The organism is Maribacter antarcticus DSM 21422, assembly GCF_000621125.1.
In the GTDB taxonomy this organism is placed as follows: Bacteria; Bacteroidota; Bacteroidia; order Flavobacteriales; family Flavobacteriaceae; genus Maribacter; species Maribacter antarcticus.
Map to the genome: position 1 here is coordinate 85,986 of NZ_JHZC01000018.1, position 15,351 is coordinate 101,336.

Sequence of the window (15,351 nt, forward strand, 5' to 3'; positions counted from 1 at the left end):
GGTTGAATTTATGACGTTGAGAAATACTTTTTTAATTCTAAATTACTAATATTCAATTTATTGATAAACCTATGATATCATAAATAGGTGTTATTTTCACACTAAAAGTTATATTTAAATTGATAGCCGTCTAAGCCTAATTTAAGTTCTACTGCAGCTATCAATATAACTTTGAGTGTCTCAAGATGATAAAAGGATTCAATATAAATATTGATAATCAACATAGCGTTTGTAAAGTCCACCCTCTGTTTTTTCACTTTCAATTTTGAGTCCAATACTATAAAATAGCAGTTAATATCCATCCTAATATTAAAAATTTTAGTATATACTTCACTCCATGATTATCAATACTTCAAGCCACACATCCCACTCAATCCATTATTATCTAAATTAATTACGTTATTTCTCTAAGTGATTTATAGTTAATTCCTGTATTATAAGGCGCCTGTTTAACTAGGATTTTTTTGGTTTTATCAAGATTCTGAAAGTTTAAATAAAGGTCAAAATGCGAACTATTTAATTGATACCTTTTACGTGGACTAATAAACTTGCGAATTTGCTAAGAAAAAACTAGAAAGGGTTACTTTAACAATTAGCGGAAATGCGATTATTATGCACATTCAAAACGAATAATATAACTGTATTAACATAGGGAGAAATGAAAAAAACCAAACAAATTTTAGTTTTGAAACAGCTATGGCATAACACATTTTTTTCTACGTTACTATTAGGTATTGTACTTGTCACAAACATAAGTTGCGACGCCCAAAAAGTGGTTTCAACTAGGTCACTTTTTGATGGGAGTACGTTAAAGGGCTGGAAAACCGTTAATCAAGAAAACAGCACCTATTGGTCTGTGGTGGATAGTGTCATTACCGGGGGTGATGGGATAAGCAATATTCCAACGAACACCTATCTGCATACAACCGAAAGTTATGAGGATTTTGAACTGAGGTTCCTTTTTAGGATAACAGGCAATCATGATAAGGGCCTTATCAATAGTGGCGTGCAATACCGTTCCATAATCGAGGATAATAAAATTATAGGCTATCAAGCGGATATCGGAAAGGGGTACTGGGGTGATATCTATGATGAGCACCGTCGCGCAAAACTAGTTGGCGGTGAATTAAGTACACTAAAATACCTCTTAAACGAGGACGGTTGGAATAGCTACATCGTCAGGTGCCAGGGAAACATACACGCACTTTATATCAACGGAGTCAAAGTAAACGACTATTTTGAAACTGACCCTAAAATACCATCAAAAGGGGTCATCGGTATACAATTGCATAGCGGCGGAAACGCGAAAATCGAATTCAAACATATAACCATTACAACCTTGTAGCCCCCTTATTAATCACAAAGTACCAAAACAAATGAATATTAATAAACTAGTTGTATCGTTCTGCCTTGGCTTCGGCCTTGTCATCATTGGATGCAAGGAAACAACAACATCAAGCACAGCATTGGATACCGCTCAAGAAGGCGTGCCCCTTGAAAGAAAGACACAGTCCAATAGAATGGAACTGTATTCGCCAGAAAAAGAATTGGCCGGCTTTAAGGTGCCCGATGGCTTTGTGGTGGAACTGGTCGCGAGCGAAAAAGATGGCGTAGTGAATCCGATAGATATGACCTTTGATGACGCAGGAAGGCTTTGGACCCAAACAGGTGCTATGTATCCACTGGATCCTGTAGCGAATATTCAATGGCAAGATTTATTGAAGCTTATGGATGATCCAAAAGCGCAGGAAAAAGACCCTAATTTCAAACGTATTTTGGATCTCTATAGGGGCGTTACCAAAGGCGACGACAAGATATTGGTACTCTCCGGTTTATATGGCAGTGCTACCGTAAAAACAAATGTATGGGCCGATGGCCTCGCCATACCCCAAAGTATTTTGCCCTATAAGAATGGAACTTATGTGGCGCAAGGCTCGGAATTGTTCTTTTTGAGCGATACCGATAATGATGGTAAAGCGGACAAGCGTACCCCTTTGTTCCAAGGATTCGGTTTTACCGATACCCATACCATGTCACACGTACTGGTCCGAGGCCCGGGAGATTGGATACATTTCAGTCAGGGCGCTCTTAACAAAGGAGAGGTTAAATCAACGGTGAGTGATGCCAAGGCTCGTATCGATTATAGTAAAATAGCTAGATTTTCATTGGATGCAGGTAAACTGGAACTGGTCAATGCCGGGCTTAACAATATCTGGGGCTTTCAGCTTAGGGGCAATGGGCAATGGTACGGAACGGAGGCCAATGACCTAGGCTATTCCGTAGTACCTATGGAAGTCGGCACAAGTTTTCCAGGCATAGGCGGCGCGCGTTTGCGTCCGTACCAACCTTGGATGCCCGAACTGCATGAATTTCGTATTGGCGGTACTGGTATTTCAGGCTTGGCCTTTGCCGATGACAGTTCGGGGTCTTTTCCAGAAGAATGGAGGGATGTAGCATTTTTGGCAAACCCTATTGCCAGCAACATAAATGCGGTACGAATCGTACGGAACAAGGACGGGTCAGTATCCGCAGAACATCTTCCTGATTTTTTGACCTCGAAAGATGATTGGTTTCGCCCCGTGAACATGGAATTCGGCCCCGATGGCAGCTTATACATTGCAGATTGGTACAATAAAATTGTTTCCCACAATGAATTGCCAACGTCACATCCCGACCGTGATAAATCGCATGGCCGTATTTGGCGCATCCGTCATAAATCACAGAAAGCTCGTGAAATACCTAATTTTTATGAGGTAAAGACCAACGAACTTGTAGGCTATCTTAAATCTCCATCCCTATGGGCAAAGCGAGCGGCTTGGCATCAAATAAGCGATCGACCTATTGCCGAAACAAAAAAATTATCCAACAATCTTGTGGCACTTACGGGCGATACCTCCCAAGACGAAATTACGCGGATATTGGCACTCTGGTCCTTAGAAGGCATCAAGCATTACGACAAAGAATTAATGATTGCCCTGTTGCATTCCAATGAGGACAATCTAAGAAGGGAAGCCGTTCGATCGTTGGCCTCATTTTCTATCGGGACGGATGACTTGGCAAGCTTGCTTAAAAAGCCTTCGGTAGACCCTAACCCCATGGTGCGGTCTCAAGTACTCAGAACCTTAGAAGAAGTGGGCAAAGCCAATTCAAAAACAATCGCAATGTTGGTGAGTGCCTGTAAGCCTGAATTGGGCGGTAACGCTATGGGAGGCAGTTATGAACGGAATTTTGAACGTTACTTGGCCCGAAAAGCCCTTGAAAACTATCCTGAAGAACTAGCAGAATTTATTCATTCTCCTCAGATAGGCGAACAAGCTGCGAAGAATATCATTTGGGCAGCTCAGGCATTACCCGAAAAAAGCCAACGAGAACGAGTGTTCCTCGATTTTTACACAAAAGCAACCTATGCGTCGTTTGACGAATCTACCTTTGTTATGGTCGCCAATATGTTGGACAACCCAAAGATTTATTCGACCGTAAAAACAATTCTACGTAGTGAAACAGCTGCCGAACTAAATGTGACAATGGCAATTAAACTTTTGTCACAGGTACAATCGGAAGAACTTAGCAAGATTTTGCAAAGACCCGTAAATGCATTGCTATCATCCAAAGAAGAAGCCAAACAACAGTTAGGACTTGAAGCGGCCGCTAAGCTCAATACTCAAAATGTGAGAGCGCTCATTTTGGCGCTGGCCAAGAACACTACAGATCAGAAAACCCTTGGGCTCGTCATTTCAGCATTACAAAACGAAGCAGAAAAGAACACAAAAATCTTTTTAGGGTTTGCTGAAAATGAAACCTTAGCTCTGTCAATTCGTGCAATTGCCACGAGGGCTTTAGCAAAGGGTAATATTGCATCAGCAAATGGTATTTTAAAAGAATGGGTACCTCAATTGAACGAAGCACAACAACGTGAAATCACAAAGATTGTATCGGCTTCGGGACAGGGATCGGAAGTGCTTCGCAAATTATACCAAGATACTATCCTTGACGCTACTGCTTTTGATTTGTCAAGTGCCGAACAGGCACACAATGCGGATATTAACGATGAAGTAGGCCGTGCCTTGCTGGATGCTGTCATCCTTAGAATAGAAGAAGAGAAAAAAGAATTTGATACAAAACTGGAACGATTTCTCGCTATTGCGAAAAAAGGGGATGGAAATCCGGTTAAAGGCGAACAACTATTCCAAACCTGTGTGTTATGTCATCGTGTCGGTAATGAGGGATATGATATCGCTCCGGCGCTTGACGGTTCTGCCGAGCGTGATAACGAGGCCTTGTTGACTGCTATTTTGAATCCCGATGCAGCGATGGAGAGCAGCTATGCGGTATACCGCGCGGTCAAAAAAGATGGAAATACTATTGAAGGGTATTTGTCAAAAAGAGACAATCGCGGCACTACCATTGCCTTTATGGGCGGAAGCACTATGTTTATTCCCGTTGCCGATATAAAAACAGAGGGCTTTTTAGGGGGGCGTTCCTTTATGCCCAAGGGGCTTATTGATACTTATTCCGATAATCAGGCCGCAGATTTGTTAGCATACATAAGTACTTTAAACTAAAAAATGAAAGTGTTGATTTCTTTAATAAAATATAAATCGTACTATCTACCGGTTTTTTTACTCGTTCCCTTACTATCGGTATGGGCGCAAGTCAAAATACCCCCAATAACAGCGGTATCTTTTAAAAAGGTTCAACTCTTGGATAAATATGTTACGGAAGGGGCTTCTATAGGTGATATTGATATGGATGGAAATATGGATATTGTAGCAGGTGTTCTTTGGTGGAAAGGACCATATTTTAAAGAATCTTTTGCCTACGCACCCGTAAAGTACTATCCAATCACAGGCCCAGGGCTGGAGGGGTATGCCACAAATTTTTTCACGTTTCCCTACCTTTTTGATGGGAATAAGTGGATGGATATGCTTTGCGTAGGATTACCAGGCACGAATAGCAACTGGGTTAAAGACCCAGGAAAGACCCAATTTGCGATTGGTGATTCGATACCGGAACCTGCATATAGGTATGCTATGATGAACGTATGCCACGAATCTCCGAATCTTGTCGATGTTATTGGAGATGAGAAAAAGGAGCTTCTTGCCTTCAGTGAGGGTAGGCTGGTTCTCGGGATACCGACGTATAATAGCAAAGAAGGGTTTCGTACAGTGGCCATTAGCCCTCAAGATCCGAAACGTTTTCCTGTCTATTCCCACGGACTTGGTGCAGGGGACATTAATGGCGATGGTCTGAACGATGTTTTTGAAAGAAGCGGCTGGTGGGAGCAGCCAGCGGAATGGGATGAATCGACCCTGTGGAAATACCATCCCTATCCATTCTCGTCCGGAACAGGTGGTGCCCAAATGTTTGCCTATGATGTAAACGGCGATGGCGCAAACGATGTGGTTACAGCAAAGAACGGTCATGGATATGGTCTTTCTTGGTTTGAACAGCTACTGGGGAAAGATGGTATTACCTTCAAAGAACATAAGGTAATGACCGATAAGGCAGAAGAAAATCCATACGGCGTAAATTTCAGTCAGCTGCATGCGGTGTCCAGTGCCGATATAGATAATGATGGTATTCCGGATATCGTAACCGGTAAATGTTATTATGCCCACAACGGCCGTGATCCGGGTTCAGAAGACCCTGCGGTTTTGTATTGGTTCAAAACAGTAAGACATGCTGATGGTACAGCGGAATTGGTTCCGTATAAAATAGATGATGATTCAGGAGTTGGGCGGCAGATTTCTACGGGAGATCTGAACAATGACGGTAAAATCGATATTGTGACCGCGAATAAAAAAGGGGTCTTTGCCTTTATCCAAAATTAAAATAGGTGTAACAAAAAAACATATGATATGACCAAACATTTTGGAATGTTTCAGTTTAAAGAAGGTATTAGTAATACTGAAATCGAAAATTGCTTTATAACCATGAAGGGAATGATAGGAAAAATCCCTGGCCTTTTAGAAATGGAATACGGTCCGTACGATAGTACTGAGGGCCTCAACGACGGCTATACCCATGGCTTTATCATGACTTTCGATAGTCCAGAATCTAGGGATGCCTACCTGCCACATCCCGTTCACGAAAAAGTAAAGGACTTGGTAGTTCCAAAATTAGAACGGGTGGCAGTTTTCGATTTTAACGTGTAATTCAAAGTACAATCAATGACCATCAAAAATAAACATATTGTAATGCTTGGGTGTTTCGACACCAAGGGGGAAGACTTCACCTATCTCTACGAATGCCTAAAAGGTTTTGATGAAGAAGTCATCACAATCAATACTGGGGTTATGGAGACCAATGTCGACTTTCCTATCGCTTATGGCAATGAAATGGTAGCCGGGCATTCCGGTACGTCTTTGACCACTATTCGTGAATCTAACGATAGGGGAAAAGCAGTAGCATTAATGGGCCAAGGAGCAGCAAAGGTCATCTCTGGCCTTGTGGAAAAAGAGATGGTCAAAGGGGTCATAGGAATGGGTGGTGGTGGTGGCACGTATATGACATTGGCCGCAATGCAGGAAGTATCCCTAGGTATACCAAAATTGTGTTTGTCCACGATAGCCTCATGGGACCTCTCCCGATATATCGGGGCCAAGGATATTACGCTTATGTCATCGGTAGTGGATGTAGCGGGTCTAAACAGCATCAGTAGCTTGTTGATAAAACAGGCGGCCGCAGCCATCTGCAGTATGGCTAATGTACGTATTGCGCCCTCCGTAACCAAGAAGAAAACCATAGCCATAAGTATGTTCGGTAATACCACAAAATGTGTGGACAAATGCAGCGCGTTATTAAAGGAAAAAGGATTTGAAGTCCTAGTCTTTCATGCTACCGGTGTCGGTGGTGCAACTATGGAATCATTGATTAGGGAAGGTGTTTTCGATGCCGTTCTCGATGTGACCACGACCGAACTGGCCGATGAACTATGCAGCGGGGTATTGAGTGCCGGTTCTGCTAGACTAACCGCCGCGAGCGATATGGGAATTCCCCAAGTAGTTGCCCCCGGTTGTCTGGATATGGTCAACTTCGGACACTTGGACACCTTACCTTCGGAGTTTAGTTCTAGACAATTGTATAGCTGGGCACCCAACGTAACATTGATGCGGACAAATGCTGAAGAAAATATCGCTTTGGGAAAAATGCTTACGGATAAGCTGAACGCTTCTAAAACAGCTGTAACTATTGTACTGCCAAAAAAAGGGATTTCACAGATTGATAAAGAAGGGGATATATTTTATAACCCAGAAGTGGACAAGGCCTTGTTTGATAGTATCAAAAAAAATAGTAGAGACGGTATTCCTGTTGTTGAAGTAGACGACCATATTAATGACGAGTCCTTTTCCAAGGCGCTGGTAGAACAACTAATGAAAATCATTTAAATATTTAAAAAGATTACAATAAGTACTAAAAAAAATATGCCAAACCCATGGTCGGGAAAAGGATATCCCTACACGAAACAGAAAGTGAGGGACCGATTACAAGCGACATTATCACAAAAAAAAGCAATCATAGGTACCGGAGCGGGGACCGGCATCAGTGCCAAGTTTATTTAAAAAGGGGGTGCGGACTTTTTGATTAGCTACAATTCGGGTCGCGTCCGTACTTAGAGTGCCGTAGTTTAAAATCATTGATAAAAAAGTCAAAAGAATCATTAAAGTGAATCTATGAACCGAAAACACTAGTGTCTTGAATTAATAAAGAAAAGAGTTGTTTTTGACCTCAGTTCCGTGCAATGTGCAGCCTTATTTTGGCCCTTGCTCAATAGTAAACATTTCTATGAATCTTTGATTCACTAATCTTGCCAATCCTTTATGCGTATTATTAGTAGGGAACACTCCTAAATTTCCATTCGTAACATTAAATAATGAAACTGCTCCACCATCTAAATCGCTCGCATATAATCCGCTGGTAAGACTAAAACTCGATATTGTAAAACTATTTTCAGTTTTCACTAATGTTTGCATAGTTCCGTCAAAAGCTTTGCCCATTTCCATTTTTCTAGAATGAAGACCCAAAGAGTAATACCTAAAAATTTGAAGAATGAATAAGTACGATTATTGGCAACCCTAAATTTCAAATAATAGCACCTAAAACATTATAAGTTTAAACAAAAATTACTAAAGTAGCTACTTGGGATGCAACAGTTCACATAATCCATTAAACATGAAAATTTTTCAATACTTAAAACTTACTTTTATTTAAGCTCCCAAAACGATTTGCCATAATTATTGGTATGCTTACTTTTATCCTTTGACAGTGATTCACTTTAACTGTTTTTTAAAATGAGTAAAATAAATTAAAATTCTCCTTAAACCTTGTCCACACTACCAACTTACTATTCGCTATCCAAAATACTTAACCGTGTAAAAACGATAATAGATACTACTATAGCAGGTAAACATTTTTGGTTAAAAGTTGAAATTGCAAATATTAATTTTCACAGGTCAGGTCATATTTATCTTGAATTGGCAGAAAGCATAAATGGCCAAACAATTGCGAAATGTAAAGCTATAATATGGAGTTTTAACATTCCGCAGATACGTCAAGTATTAGGCCAAGATTTCGATAATATTCTTAAAAAAGGCAATGAAATATTATGCTATACCCACATAAAATTTGATGCTGCTTATGGATTAAGTATCCTAATATCAAATGTGAATTTAGAATTTGCAGTTGGTAAAATTGAGAGAAAAAGACAAGAAACCATAGACAGCCTTACTAAGGAAGGGCTTATTGGACTAAATAAACAAATACAAATCCCATTAGTTATATCAAACATTGCTGTTATAGCTTCAAAAAACACCTCGGGCTATCAAGATTTTATTAAGAATATTCAAGAAAATCAATATGGCTATAAATATAATTTAGAAATATTTTCCTCCTCAGTACAAGGAAATGTTGCTGAAGTAGAAATTCTCAATAGCCTTAGCGCTATAAATCAAAAAAAATACGACTGTATTGTAATTATTAGAGGCGGTGGCTCCAAAATGGATTTAGATATTTTTAACTCTTATGAAATATCAAAACAGGTAAGTAAAATGCGTAGCGCTGTTTTTTCGGGTATTGGTCATGAGACAGATATAACCGTGATAGATTTTACAGCTAATAAGACTTTTAAAACTCCAACTGAAGTTTCAAATTATATTGTTAACAAATCATATAATTTTGAACAAAAAACAATAAAGCTTTACGACTTGATTTATGAAGGTTATCAAAATTTAATGGAGAGAGAAGCTAGTAAATTAAAGTTATATGCCGAGGGTATTACAAACGCTTCAAATAGTTTCACCCGATTAAGAAGAGGTGCATTACATACACTAATGAATCGGTTAGTTTCGCACGCTAATTCATTCATAAAAAAAGAGAGTCACAGACTTTCACTAATAAATCAAGAGCAATTACAATTAAGTAGAGAAACCGTTCATAATCAACAGGAATTATTAAAAAGTCAATTGGAAATGCTCGGATTGCTAGTTGATAATGTTATTAATCATAAAAGAGCTTATTTACTTAATGCATTAATAGTTATTTCATCAAGTAGTCCAAAAGCAATTCTTAAAAAAGGTTTTACAATTCCAATGGTAAATGGAAATCTCTACAAAGGAGCAGAATTACCTAAAGACACCATAATTAAATTAGAGTTTAAAGATTCAGTTATCATAACTAAGTACATAAAAAAAGAAAAAAATGGAAGATAAACCCATTTCAAAATTAACCTATGAGGAAGCCTCAAAAGAACTTGAATCAATTCTTGAGAAATTGAGAAATGACGAAATAAGTATTGATAAATTAGAAAAAGTAGTCACAAGAGCTGCTGCGATATCAAAACTTTGTCAAGATAAATTACGTAATACAGAAATAAAAGTAGAAGGTATAATTGATAAGCTTGGGTTATAAGTATGGATAGCACCAGAATGGGTGTAACGGCTAAGGTAATCCCGAAAAACGAAACTTTTGAGCCACTTAAAAACTCCTTCCTTTCTAAGCTGTTGAACAGCTTATCAATACTTATTACTATACCCACTTTCGTCCAGCTTACGTGCTTTACTTTGACCGTTTTTTACGGATATTCATCTTATCATTGATAATTCATTTGAAAGATTAAACTATCACTATCCAACATCATAGTAACATCACATATTTTATTTATTGTATCCAAATCTGCTTTCAAAGTACATTCATAGATGTCGCTGACTGCTGAATCAGGGGAAGAAGAACGCATAAATTCTCCTTTATAATCAAATCTTAACTTGCCGTCTTCATTCGTTTTTTTAATCGTTCCATACACAAATGTTGCTTTCGAATTCCATTCAGTTGGTTCGAATTGAATTCCTTTATCCGTAACGCTCAAGAATATATCATTACTAGATGTGAAACCTTGTCCTTTTGACAAATGCCTTTTTACATTGAATACTTGAATATTTTCTGCTTTTATGATTTGTCCTTTAATAATAGGGTTCTTATCCATATCTTCTTTACATGAAAGGGATATTAATCAGGTCAAAATGAAAATTATTTTTCTCAAGGTATGTTTTGCAATCATTAGGCACCTCAGAATGCGAATACTTAAGAAATAAGTCTAAAATCTTTTTATTAAAAAACGGTTTCCCGTTTAAGGAGGCCGTTTTTAGTTAGTAGATTTCTTAAAAAAAATAGTACTTGAGAATTCAAATGCTAGGGCCTTAAGTTTATTTAGATTTAATATGGATAGTTTTGTATAGTTCAATTTTATTTTTTAAATTTGTACGCTTATTTAAAATAAGTCTAAATAAAAATAAGTCTAAATAAAAATAAAATGAAAAGAATTGCCCTTATCCTTACAGTGTGCTCAGTACTATTTTTTACAAGTTGTTCTGACGATGATAAAGTTGAACCAATTGTTGACGTTATAGATAATAGCATAGATAGAGCTACCGTTACAGCCAACTATGCAGATTTGGTATTAGCAAACTACCAAGCAGCCATGATTGACGCTGAAGCACTTGAAACAGCTATTCAAACTTTTATTGGTGACCCATCTGAAACAAATTTCAACGCTACAAAAGAGGTTTGGTTAATGTCTAGAGAAAGTTATGGACCCAGTGAAGCTTTCCGTTTTGCTAACGGACCTATTGATTCTGGAGATACAGAAGATATTGAAGGTTTTTTAAATTCATGGCCTTTAGATGAAGCTTATATGGATTATGTTGATGGTGATGTTGCTTCGGGAATCATAAATAATCCAACAGATTTCCCAATAATTAGTAAAGAAGTGTTGACGGGTGAAAACGGAAATGGTGGCGAAGAGAATGTCGCTATCGGATATCATGCTATCGAATTCTTATTATGGGGACAAGACCTTACAGCTCCATCAGAAAATTTGGCTGGTCAACGCCCATATACTGATTTTATTGATGGTGGTACAGCAGCCAATCAAGACCGCAGAAGAGAATATCTTGTTATTGTTGCAGATTTGCTTACAGATCATTTGCAAATTATAATTGATGAATGGTCTGGTGCTTATAAAACAACGTTTTTAGCGCTTGATGATAACTCGGCTCTAGACAATATGATTAGTAGTATTGCGGAATTATCCCGTAGCGAATTAGCAATTGAACGTATGGCGGTTGCTCTACAAAATCAAGACCAAGAAGATGAACACTCTTGCTTCAGTGACAATACACATCGTGATATACGATTGAATTTAGATGGTGTAGTCAACGTTTACACGGGTACTTATGGAAGTGTTAGTGGTAATTCATTGGAAGATTTAATTGAGGAAGCGGATGCTGATTTGGCGACAGAATTGAGCACTTTGCTTGCAGCAGCTCAAACAGAACTAGATGCAACCTTAGATCCCTTTGATTTTGCTATTGTTGCTGGAGAGTCAAGCACCGAAGGTGTAAAGGTGCAGACCGCGGTTCAAGCGCTAGTAGCTTTTGGAGATAAACTATTAGAAGCTAGACCAGCTTTAGGTATTAATTAAAAACCACGATTTGTTTATAGCAAAGCTTAAAAAGTATTAATTTTATTCTTGTTTTAGCTTGAGATTAAAAAACTGGATTCGAAAGAATCCAGTTTTACCATTTTATAAAATGAAGATGTCACGATATTTTTTAGTTACTTTTTTTGTTGGTTTCTTACTACTTGTTTCGTGCAGTAAAGATGAGATTCTAGTTCCTTTGATGGCAGAGGAAGGAGAAGAACTTTCTGGTGGCGATAATACTTCTGCTAACTTTTCTGCAGAAGCTTTTGGTTTTGCTTCTCCCGATTTGACTTTTGATGAACGTGTAACTTTTGGTGTTGGTAATTCTCTTTTTAATCAAAGTTGGGTAACCTCTCCCGCCTCAACAACTGCGCGTGACGGTTTGGGCCCATTTTTTAATGCTCGAAACTGTTCTGGTTGTCATTTCAAAGATGGCCGTGGTAGACCCCCTGAATTTGATGGAGAGTTTTCACACGGACTATTACTACGATTAGGTCTCTTAGAAAAAGACAAAAATAATGAGAATATTGGTGACCCTATATATGGTAAACAATTTCAAGACAATTCAATTTTAAGTGTTCAGAAAGAAGGCACACTAATAGTAACCTATGAACCGCTAGTGGTTACGTATAACGACGGAACTCAGGTAGCACTTCGCAAACCAGAATATGCATTTTCTGGTTTGAATTATGGTGAAATAAGCACAATGACCCAAATTTCTCCCCGTGTTGCCAACCAAATGATTGGCCTTGGCTTGCTTGACGCCATTCCAGAAATGACATTGAAAAGTTTTGCCGATCCCAATGATGCTGACGGAGATGGTGTTTCAGGTAGAACAAATCAGGTTTTTGATAGAGCCACAAACACGATGAAAGTAGGTAGGTTTGGTTGGAAAGCAAATCAGCCTAATATAAAACAACAAGTTGCAGCTGCTTTTTCTGGGGATTTAGGTATCACATCCTCTCTCTTTCCAGAAGAAAATTGTGTAGCGACCTTAGATTGTGATTCATTACCGAATGGTGGCTCACCTGAAATTCCTGATGATAATTTAGATAAAGTAGCTTTCTATGCGGCTACGCTTGCAGTACCTGCCAGAAGAAGTGTTGACGATGTGAATGTTCTCGAAGGAAAAGAAATTTTCAATAGTATTGATTGTAAGGCTTGCCACATTCCTAAAATAGAGACGGGTTCATATGATATTGCTAGCCTAGCCAATCAAACTATACGTCCCTATACTGACCTTTTGTTACATGATATGGGGGAAGGTTTAGCGGATAATTTACCAGATTTTGATGCTGCGGGCAATGAATGGCGTACACCACCTTTGTGGGGAATCGGTTTGATTGAAACGGTAAATAGTCATACTAATTTATTACATGATGGTCGCGCTCGAAACATAGAAGAAGCTATTTTATGGCATGGTGGCGAAGCTTTTAATGCATTGACAAAGTTTAAGGCATTATCCCGAAACGAACGAAGTAAACTAATTGAATTTTTGAATACATTATAATTTAAGATGAAAGGAAGAAATTACGTACTTATTAGTTTTTTGATGCTTATACTACTTTCCTGTGGAAACGATGATATGGGAGGAGAAATTGATGAAGATATCATTAGTGTGGAGGAGGGAAGACGAATGCAAATAGCCGTGCTTTACGATAAGCAAATAACAACACTTCAACAAAAGCACAGTGATTTGTTGGAAATACTTGTTACCGAAAGTGAAAATTTTGCTTCTGCTCCATCGCAGGCTTCACTTGTTATTTTGCAGCAAGCATGGAAAAACGCTTTTCTTCAATGGAAATCAGCAGAAATCTATAATTTATCAATACAAGCATCATTTATTCACACACGTATCCATCAATGGCCAGTAAATACAGGAACTATTGAAGTGAATATTAGTGGTACTCAAAGTATCGATACAGATTACATTTCAAGTACCGGAGCAAATTTAAAAGGATACGGCGCCATAGAGTATTTATTATTTCATGATACCGATGCTGCTGTACTTTTGGAGTTTACAACTGCTGAAAATGCAGAAAGACGATTACAATATATAATAGCTTTAGTCCAGAACCTGAAAGAACAATCCGATATACTTCGTATTTCTTGGACTGATATTGAAACTGTTTTTAAAGAGAATTTGGAAACAGGAGTCAATGGAAGTCAAAATCGGGTGGTCAATGCGCTAATCGCTGCCTTAGAATCTATAAAAAGAAGAAAAATTGAGGAAGCTTTGAATACAGAATCTCTGGCTGTTGAGCAGTTGGAAGCATTCCGAAGTGCACAAAGCAAAGAAGCTATTGCTGCAAACTTAAGTGCCATTTACAATACTTATTTGGGTGACTTCGAGAACAATAATAACTTTGGATTGTCAGAGTATACGATTGAAGTTTTAAATAGGCCGGACTTAGATAAAGCCATCCAAGATTCATTTACAGGTGCATTTCATGATTTGGAGTTGATTAATGGCTCTTTGGAAAGCACACTGATTTCAAATGTTGATTTGATAGAGAACCTCCGGATAAGTATTCAAGAAATCATAGCCATGTTTAAAACAGATTTTTCAAGTGCAGCGAATATTGTGGTCACGTTTAATGATAACGATGGAGACTAGTGTAAGCTTCTCTCAAAACCGGACTATTAAGAACTAGCATATTAATCTTAATTTTAAACAGTCTGAGAAAGAGTAAATTTTCACCCACGCAGATTGTAAAGATTATAAAGGAGTTCGACAACGGAACAACGGTAGATAAGGTTAGCCGTGAGCACGGAGTTAATGGTGCTGCCTTCTATAAGTGGCGTTCGAAGTACGCTGGAATGAATTCCAAGGAACTAAAAAGGCTCAAGGAGCTCGAGGAAGAGGACCGCGAGCTTAAGTATATGTATGTTACCTTAGCACTAGACCATCAAATGGCAAACGAGATTACCGAAAAAAATATGTAAAGCCCTGTCTCAAAAGAAGCATAACCAAAGGACTTATGCACTACGGAATCAACAGGGTGTGCCGTGTTCTCAATATGAGTAAGAGCGTTTAATATTATAAACCGTTGCCTAAAGATGATAGTGATATAGAAGATGCATTACGGGATAAAGCCACACAAGACTCAGAAGAGGGTTTTTGGAAGGCCTACGACCATCTACCATCTACCTTGCGAAGAGAAGCTGTGGAATCATAAGCGAGCTCATAGGGTATGGGTTACACCCGGACTTCCTTTGAGACGAAAGGTGAAGAAACTGGACTTGTAACAAAAAAATGGACAATTACATAAGCGTTACACTGCTACATTTTGATTATACATTTCTAGTTCAAATTCTTCAATAGTTTTATACCCCAAAGTGGAGTGTATTCTTCATCTATTATACTATGTTTCAAT

The 15,351-nt window shown here is 38.4% G+C and carries 12 protein-coding genes and 1 pseudogene; 11 read left to right on the forward strand and 2 right to left on the reverse strand.

Features of this window, described 5'->3' with window-relative positions; all coding sequences use genetic code 11:
- Window positions 1-658: 658 nt before the first annotated feature.
- The 5 genes from Q360_RS0114320 to Q360_RS0114340 are packed head-to-tail and all read left to right on the forward strand — an operon-like array spanning window position 659 to window position 7,388.
- Entirely contained in the window at window positions 659-1,345 is a 687-nt protein-coding gene (locus Q360_RS0114320) for a 3-keto-disaccharide hydrolase (RefSeq protein WP_027077695.1), read from the forward strand.
- A 31-nt stretch (window positions 1,346-1,376) separates the two neighbouring features.
- Window positions 1,377-4,562, forward strand: a complete 3,186-nt coding sequence (locus tag Q360_RS0114325) for a PVC-type heme-binding CxxCH protein (protein WP_027077696.1) — start codon at window positions 1,377-1,379, stop codon at window positions 4,560-4,562.
- Between the two features lie 3 nt (window positions 4,563-4,565).
- On the forward strand, window positions 4,566-5,831 hold the full coding sequence (locus Q360_RS0114330; RefSeq protein ID WP_084273456.1) for an FG-GAP repeat domain-containing protein: 1,266 nt from the start codon (window positions 4,566-4,568) through the stop codon (window positions 5,829-5,831).
- A 27-nt stretch (window positions 5,832-5,858) separates the two neighbouring features.
- A complete protein-coding gene (locus tag Q360_RS0114335) occupies window positions 5,859-6,155 on the forward strand; it encodes a Dabb family protein (protein ID WP_027077698.1) in 297 nt (98 codons plus the stop codon).
- A gap of 15 nt (window positions 6,156-6,170) precedes the next feature.
- The gene (locus tag Q360_RS0114340; RefSeq protein WP_027077699.1) at window positions 6,171-7,388 is read left to right on the forward strand and encodes a Tm-1-like ATP-binding domain-containing protein; all 1,218 of its coding nucleotides are present in this window, start codon (window positions 6,171-6,173) and stop codon (window positions 7,386-7,388) included.
- 363 nt (window positions 7,389-7,751) lie between these two features.
- Here the strand turns inward: Q360_RS0114340 and Q360_RS0114350 are convergent, their stop codons facing one another.
- Window positions 7,752-8,003 carry a hypothetical protein gene (locus Q360_RS0114350; protein ID WP_027077700.1) on the reverse strand — a complete coding sequence of 84 codons (252 nt, stop codon included), beginning with the start codon at window positions 8,001-8,003 and terminating at the stop codon, window positions 7,752-7,754.
- Window positions 8,004-8,324: 321 nt separating this feature from the next.
- Here Q360_RS0114350 and xseA point away from each other — a divergent pair, with 321 nt between their 5' ends.
- Window positions 8,325-9,707, forward strand: a complete 1,383-nt coding sequence (gene xseA, locus Q360_RS0114355; RefSeq protein WP_027077701.1) for an exodeoxyribonuclease VII large subunit — start codon at window positions 8,325-8,327, stop codon at window positions 9,705-9,707.
- Window positions 9,697-9,906: an exodeoxyribonuclease VII small subunit gene (xseB, locus tag Q360_RS0114360; RefSeq protein ID WP_036196031.1), complete on the forward strand. Its 210-nt coding sequence runs from the start codon at window positions 9,697-9,699 to the stop codon at window positions 9,904-9,906. The genes xseA and xseB overlap by 11 nt, the downstream gene beginning before the upstream one ends.
- A gap of 181 nt (window positions 9,907-10,087) precedes the next feature.
- Here the strand turns inward: xseB and Q360_RS0114365 are convergent, their stop codons facing one another.
- A complete protein-coding gene (locus Q360_RS0114365; protein ID WP_027077703.1) occupies window positions 10,088-10,477 on the reverse strand; it encodes a hypothetical protein in 390 nt (129 codons plus the stop codon).
- Between the two features lie 327 nt (window positions 10,478-10,804).
- Here Q360_RS0114365 and Q360_RS0114370 point away from each other — a divergent pair, with 327 nt between their 5' ends.
- The 4 genes and pseudogenes from Q360_RS0114370 to Q360_RS26730 form a co-directional block, all read left to right on the forward strand.
- Window positions 10,805-11,974, forward strand: a complete 1,170-nt coding sequence (locus Q360_RS0114370) for an imelysin family protein (RefSeq protein WP_027077704.1) — start codon at window positions 10,805-10,807, stop codon at window positions 11,972-11,974.
- Between the two features lie 115 nt (window positions 11,975-12,089).
- Entirely contained in the window at window positions 12,090-13,484 is a 1,395-nt protein-coding gene (locus Q360_RS0114375; protein ID WP_036196033.1) for a di-heme oxidoreductase family protein, read from the forward strand.
- Between the two features lie 6 nt (window positions 13,485-13,490).
- Window positions 13,491-14,591, forward strand: a complete 1,101-nt coding sequence (locus Q360_RS0114380; RefSeq protein WP_027077706.1) for an imelysin family protein — start codon at window positions 13,491-13,493, stop codon at window positions 14,589-14,591.
- A gap of 62 nt (window positions 14,592-14,653) precedes the next feature.
- A pseudogene (locus Q360_RS26730) lies at window positions 14,654-15,211 on the forward strand (transposase); the annotation flags it as partial.
- Window positions 15,212-15,351: the final 140 nt, after the last annotated feature.

What these genes read in the sequence shown, in the direction of transcription:
- Q360_RS0114320 (WP_027077695.1), top strand. Translation starts at nt 659, where the DNA reads ATGAAAAAAACCAAACAAATTTTAGTTTTGAAACAGCTATGGCATAAC.
- Q360_RS0114325 (WP_027077696.1), top strand. Translation starts at nt 1,377, where the DNA reads ATGAATATTAATAAACTAGTTGTATCGTTCTGCCTTGGCTTCGGCCTT.
- Q360_RS0114330 (WP_084273456.1), top strand. Translation starts at nt 4,566, where the DNA reads ATGAAAGTGTTGATTTCTTTAATAAAATATAAATCGTACTATCTACCG.
- Q360_RS0114335 (WP_027077698.1), top strand. Translation starts at nt 5,859, where the DNA reads ATGACCAAACATTTTGGAATGTTTCAGTTTAAAGAAGGTATTAGTAAT.
- Q360_RS0114340 (WP_027077699.1), top strand. Translation starts at nt 6,171, where the DNA reads ATGACCATCAAAAATAAACATATTGTAATGCTTGGGTGTTTCGACACC.
- Q360_RS0114350 (WP_027077700.1), bottom strand. Translation starts at nt 8,003, where the DNA reads ATGGAAATGGGCAAAGCTTTTGACGGAACTATGCAAACATTAGTGAAA.
- xseB (WP_036196031.1), top strand. Translation starts at nt 9,697, where the DNA reads ATGGAAGATAAACCCATTTCAAAATTAACCTATGAGGAAGCCTCAAAA.
- Q360_RS0114365 (WP_027077703.1), bottom strand. Translation starts at nt 10,477, where the DNA reads ATGGATAAGAACCCTATTATTAAAGGACAAATCATAAAAGCAGAAAAT.
- Q360_RS0114370 (WP_027077704.1), top strand. Translation starts at nt 10,805, where the DNA reads ATGAAAAGAATTGCCCTTATCCTTACAGTGTGCTCAGTACTATTTTTT.
- Q360_RS0114375 (WP_036196033.1), top strand. Translation starts at nt 12,090, where the DNA reads ATGTCACGATATTTTTTAGTTACTTTTTTTGTTGGTTTCTTACTACTT.
- Q360_RS0114380 (WP_027077706.1), top strand. Translation starts at nt 13,491, where the DNA reads ATGAAAGGAAGAAATTACGTACTTATTAGTTTTTTGATGCTTATACTA.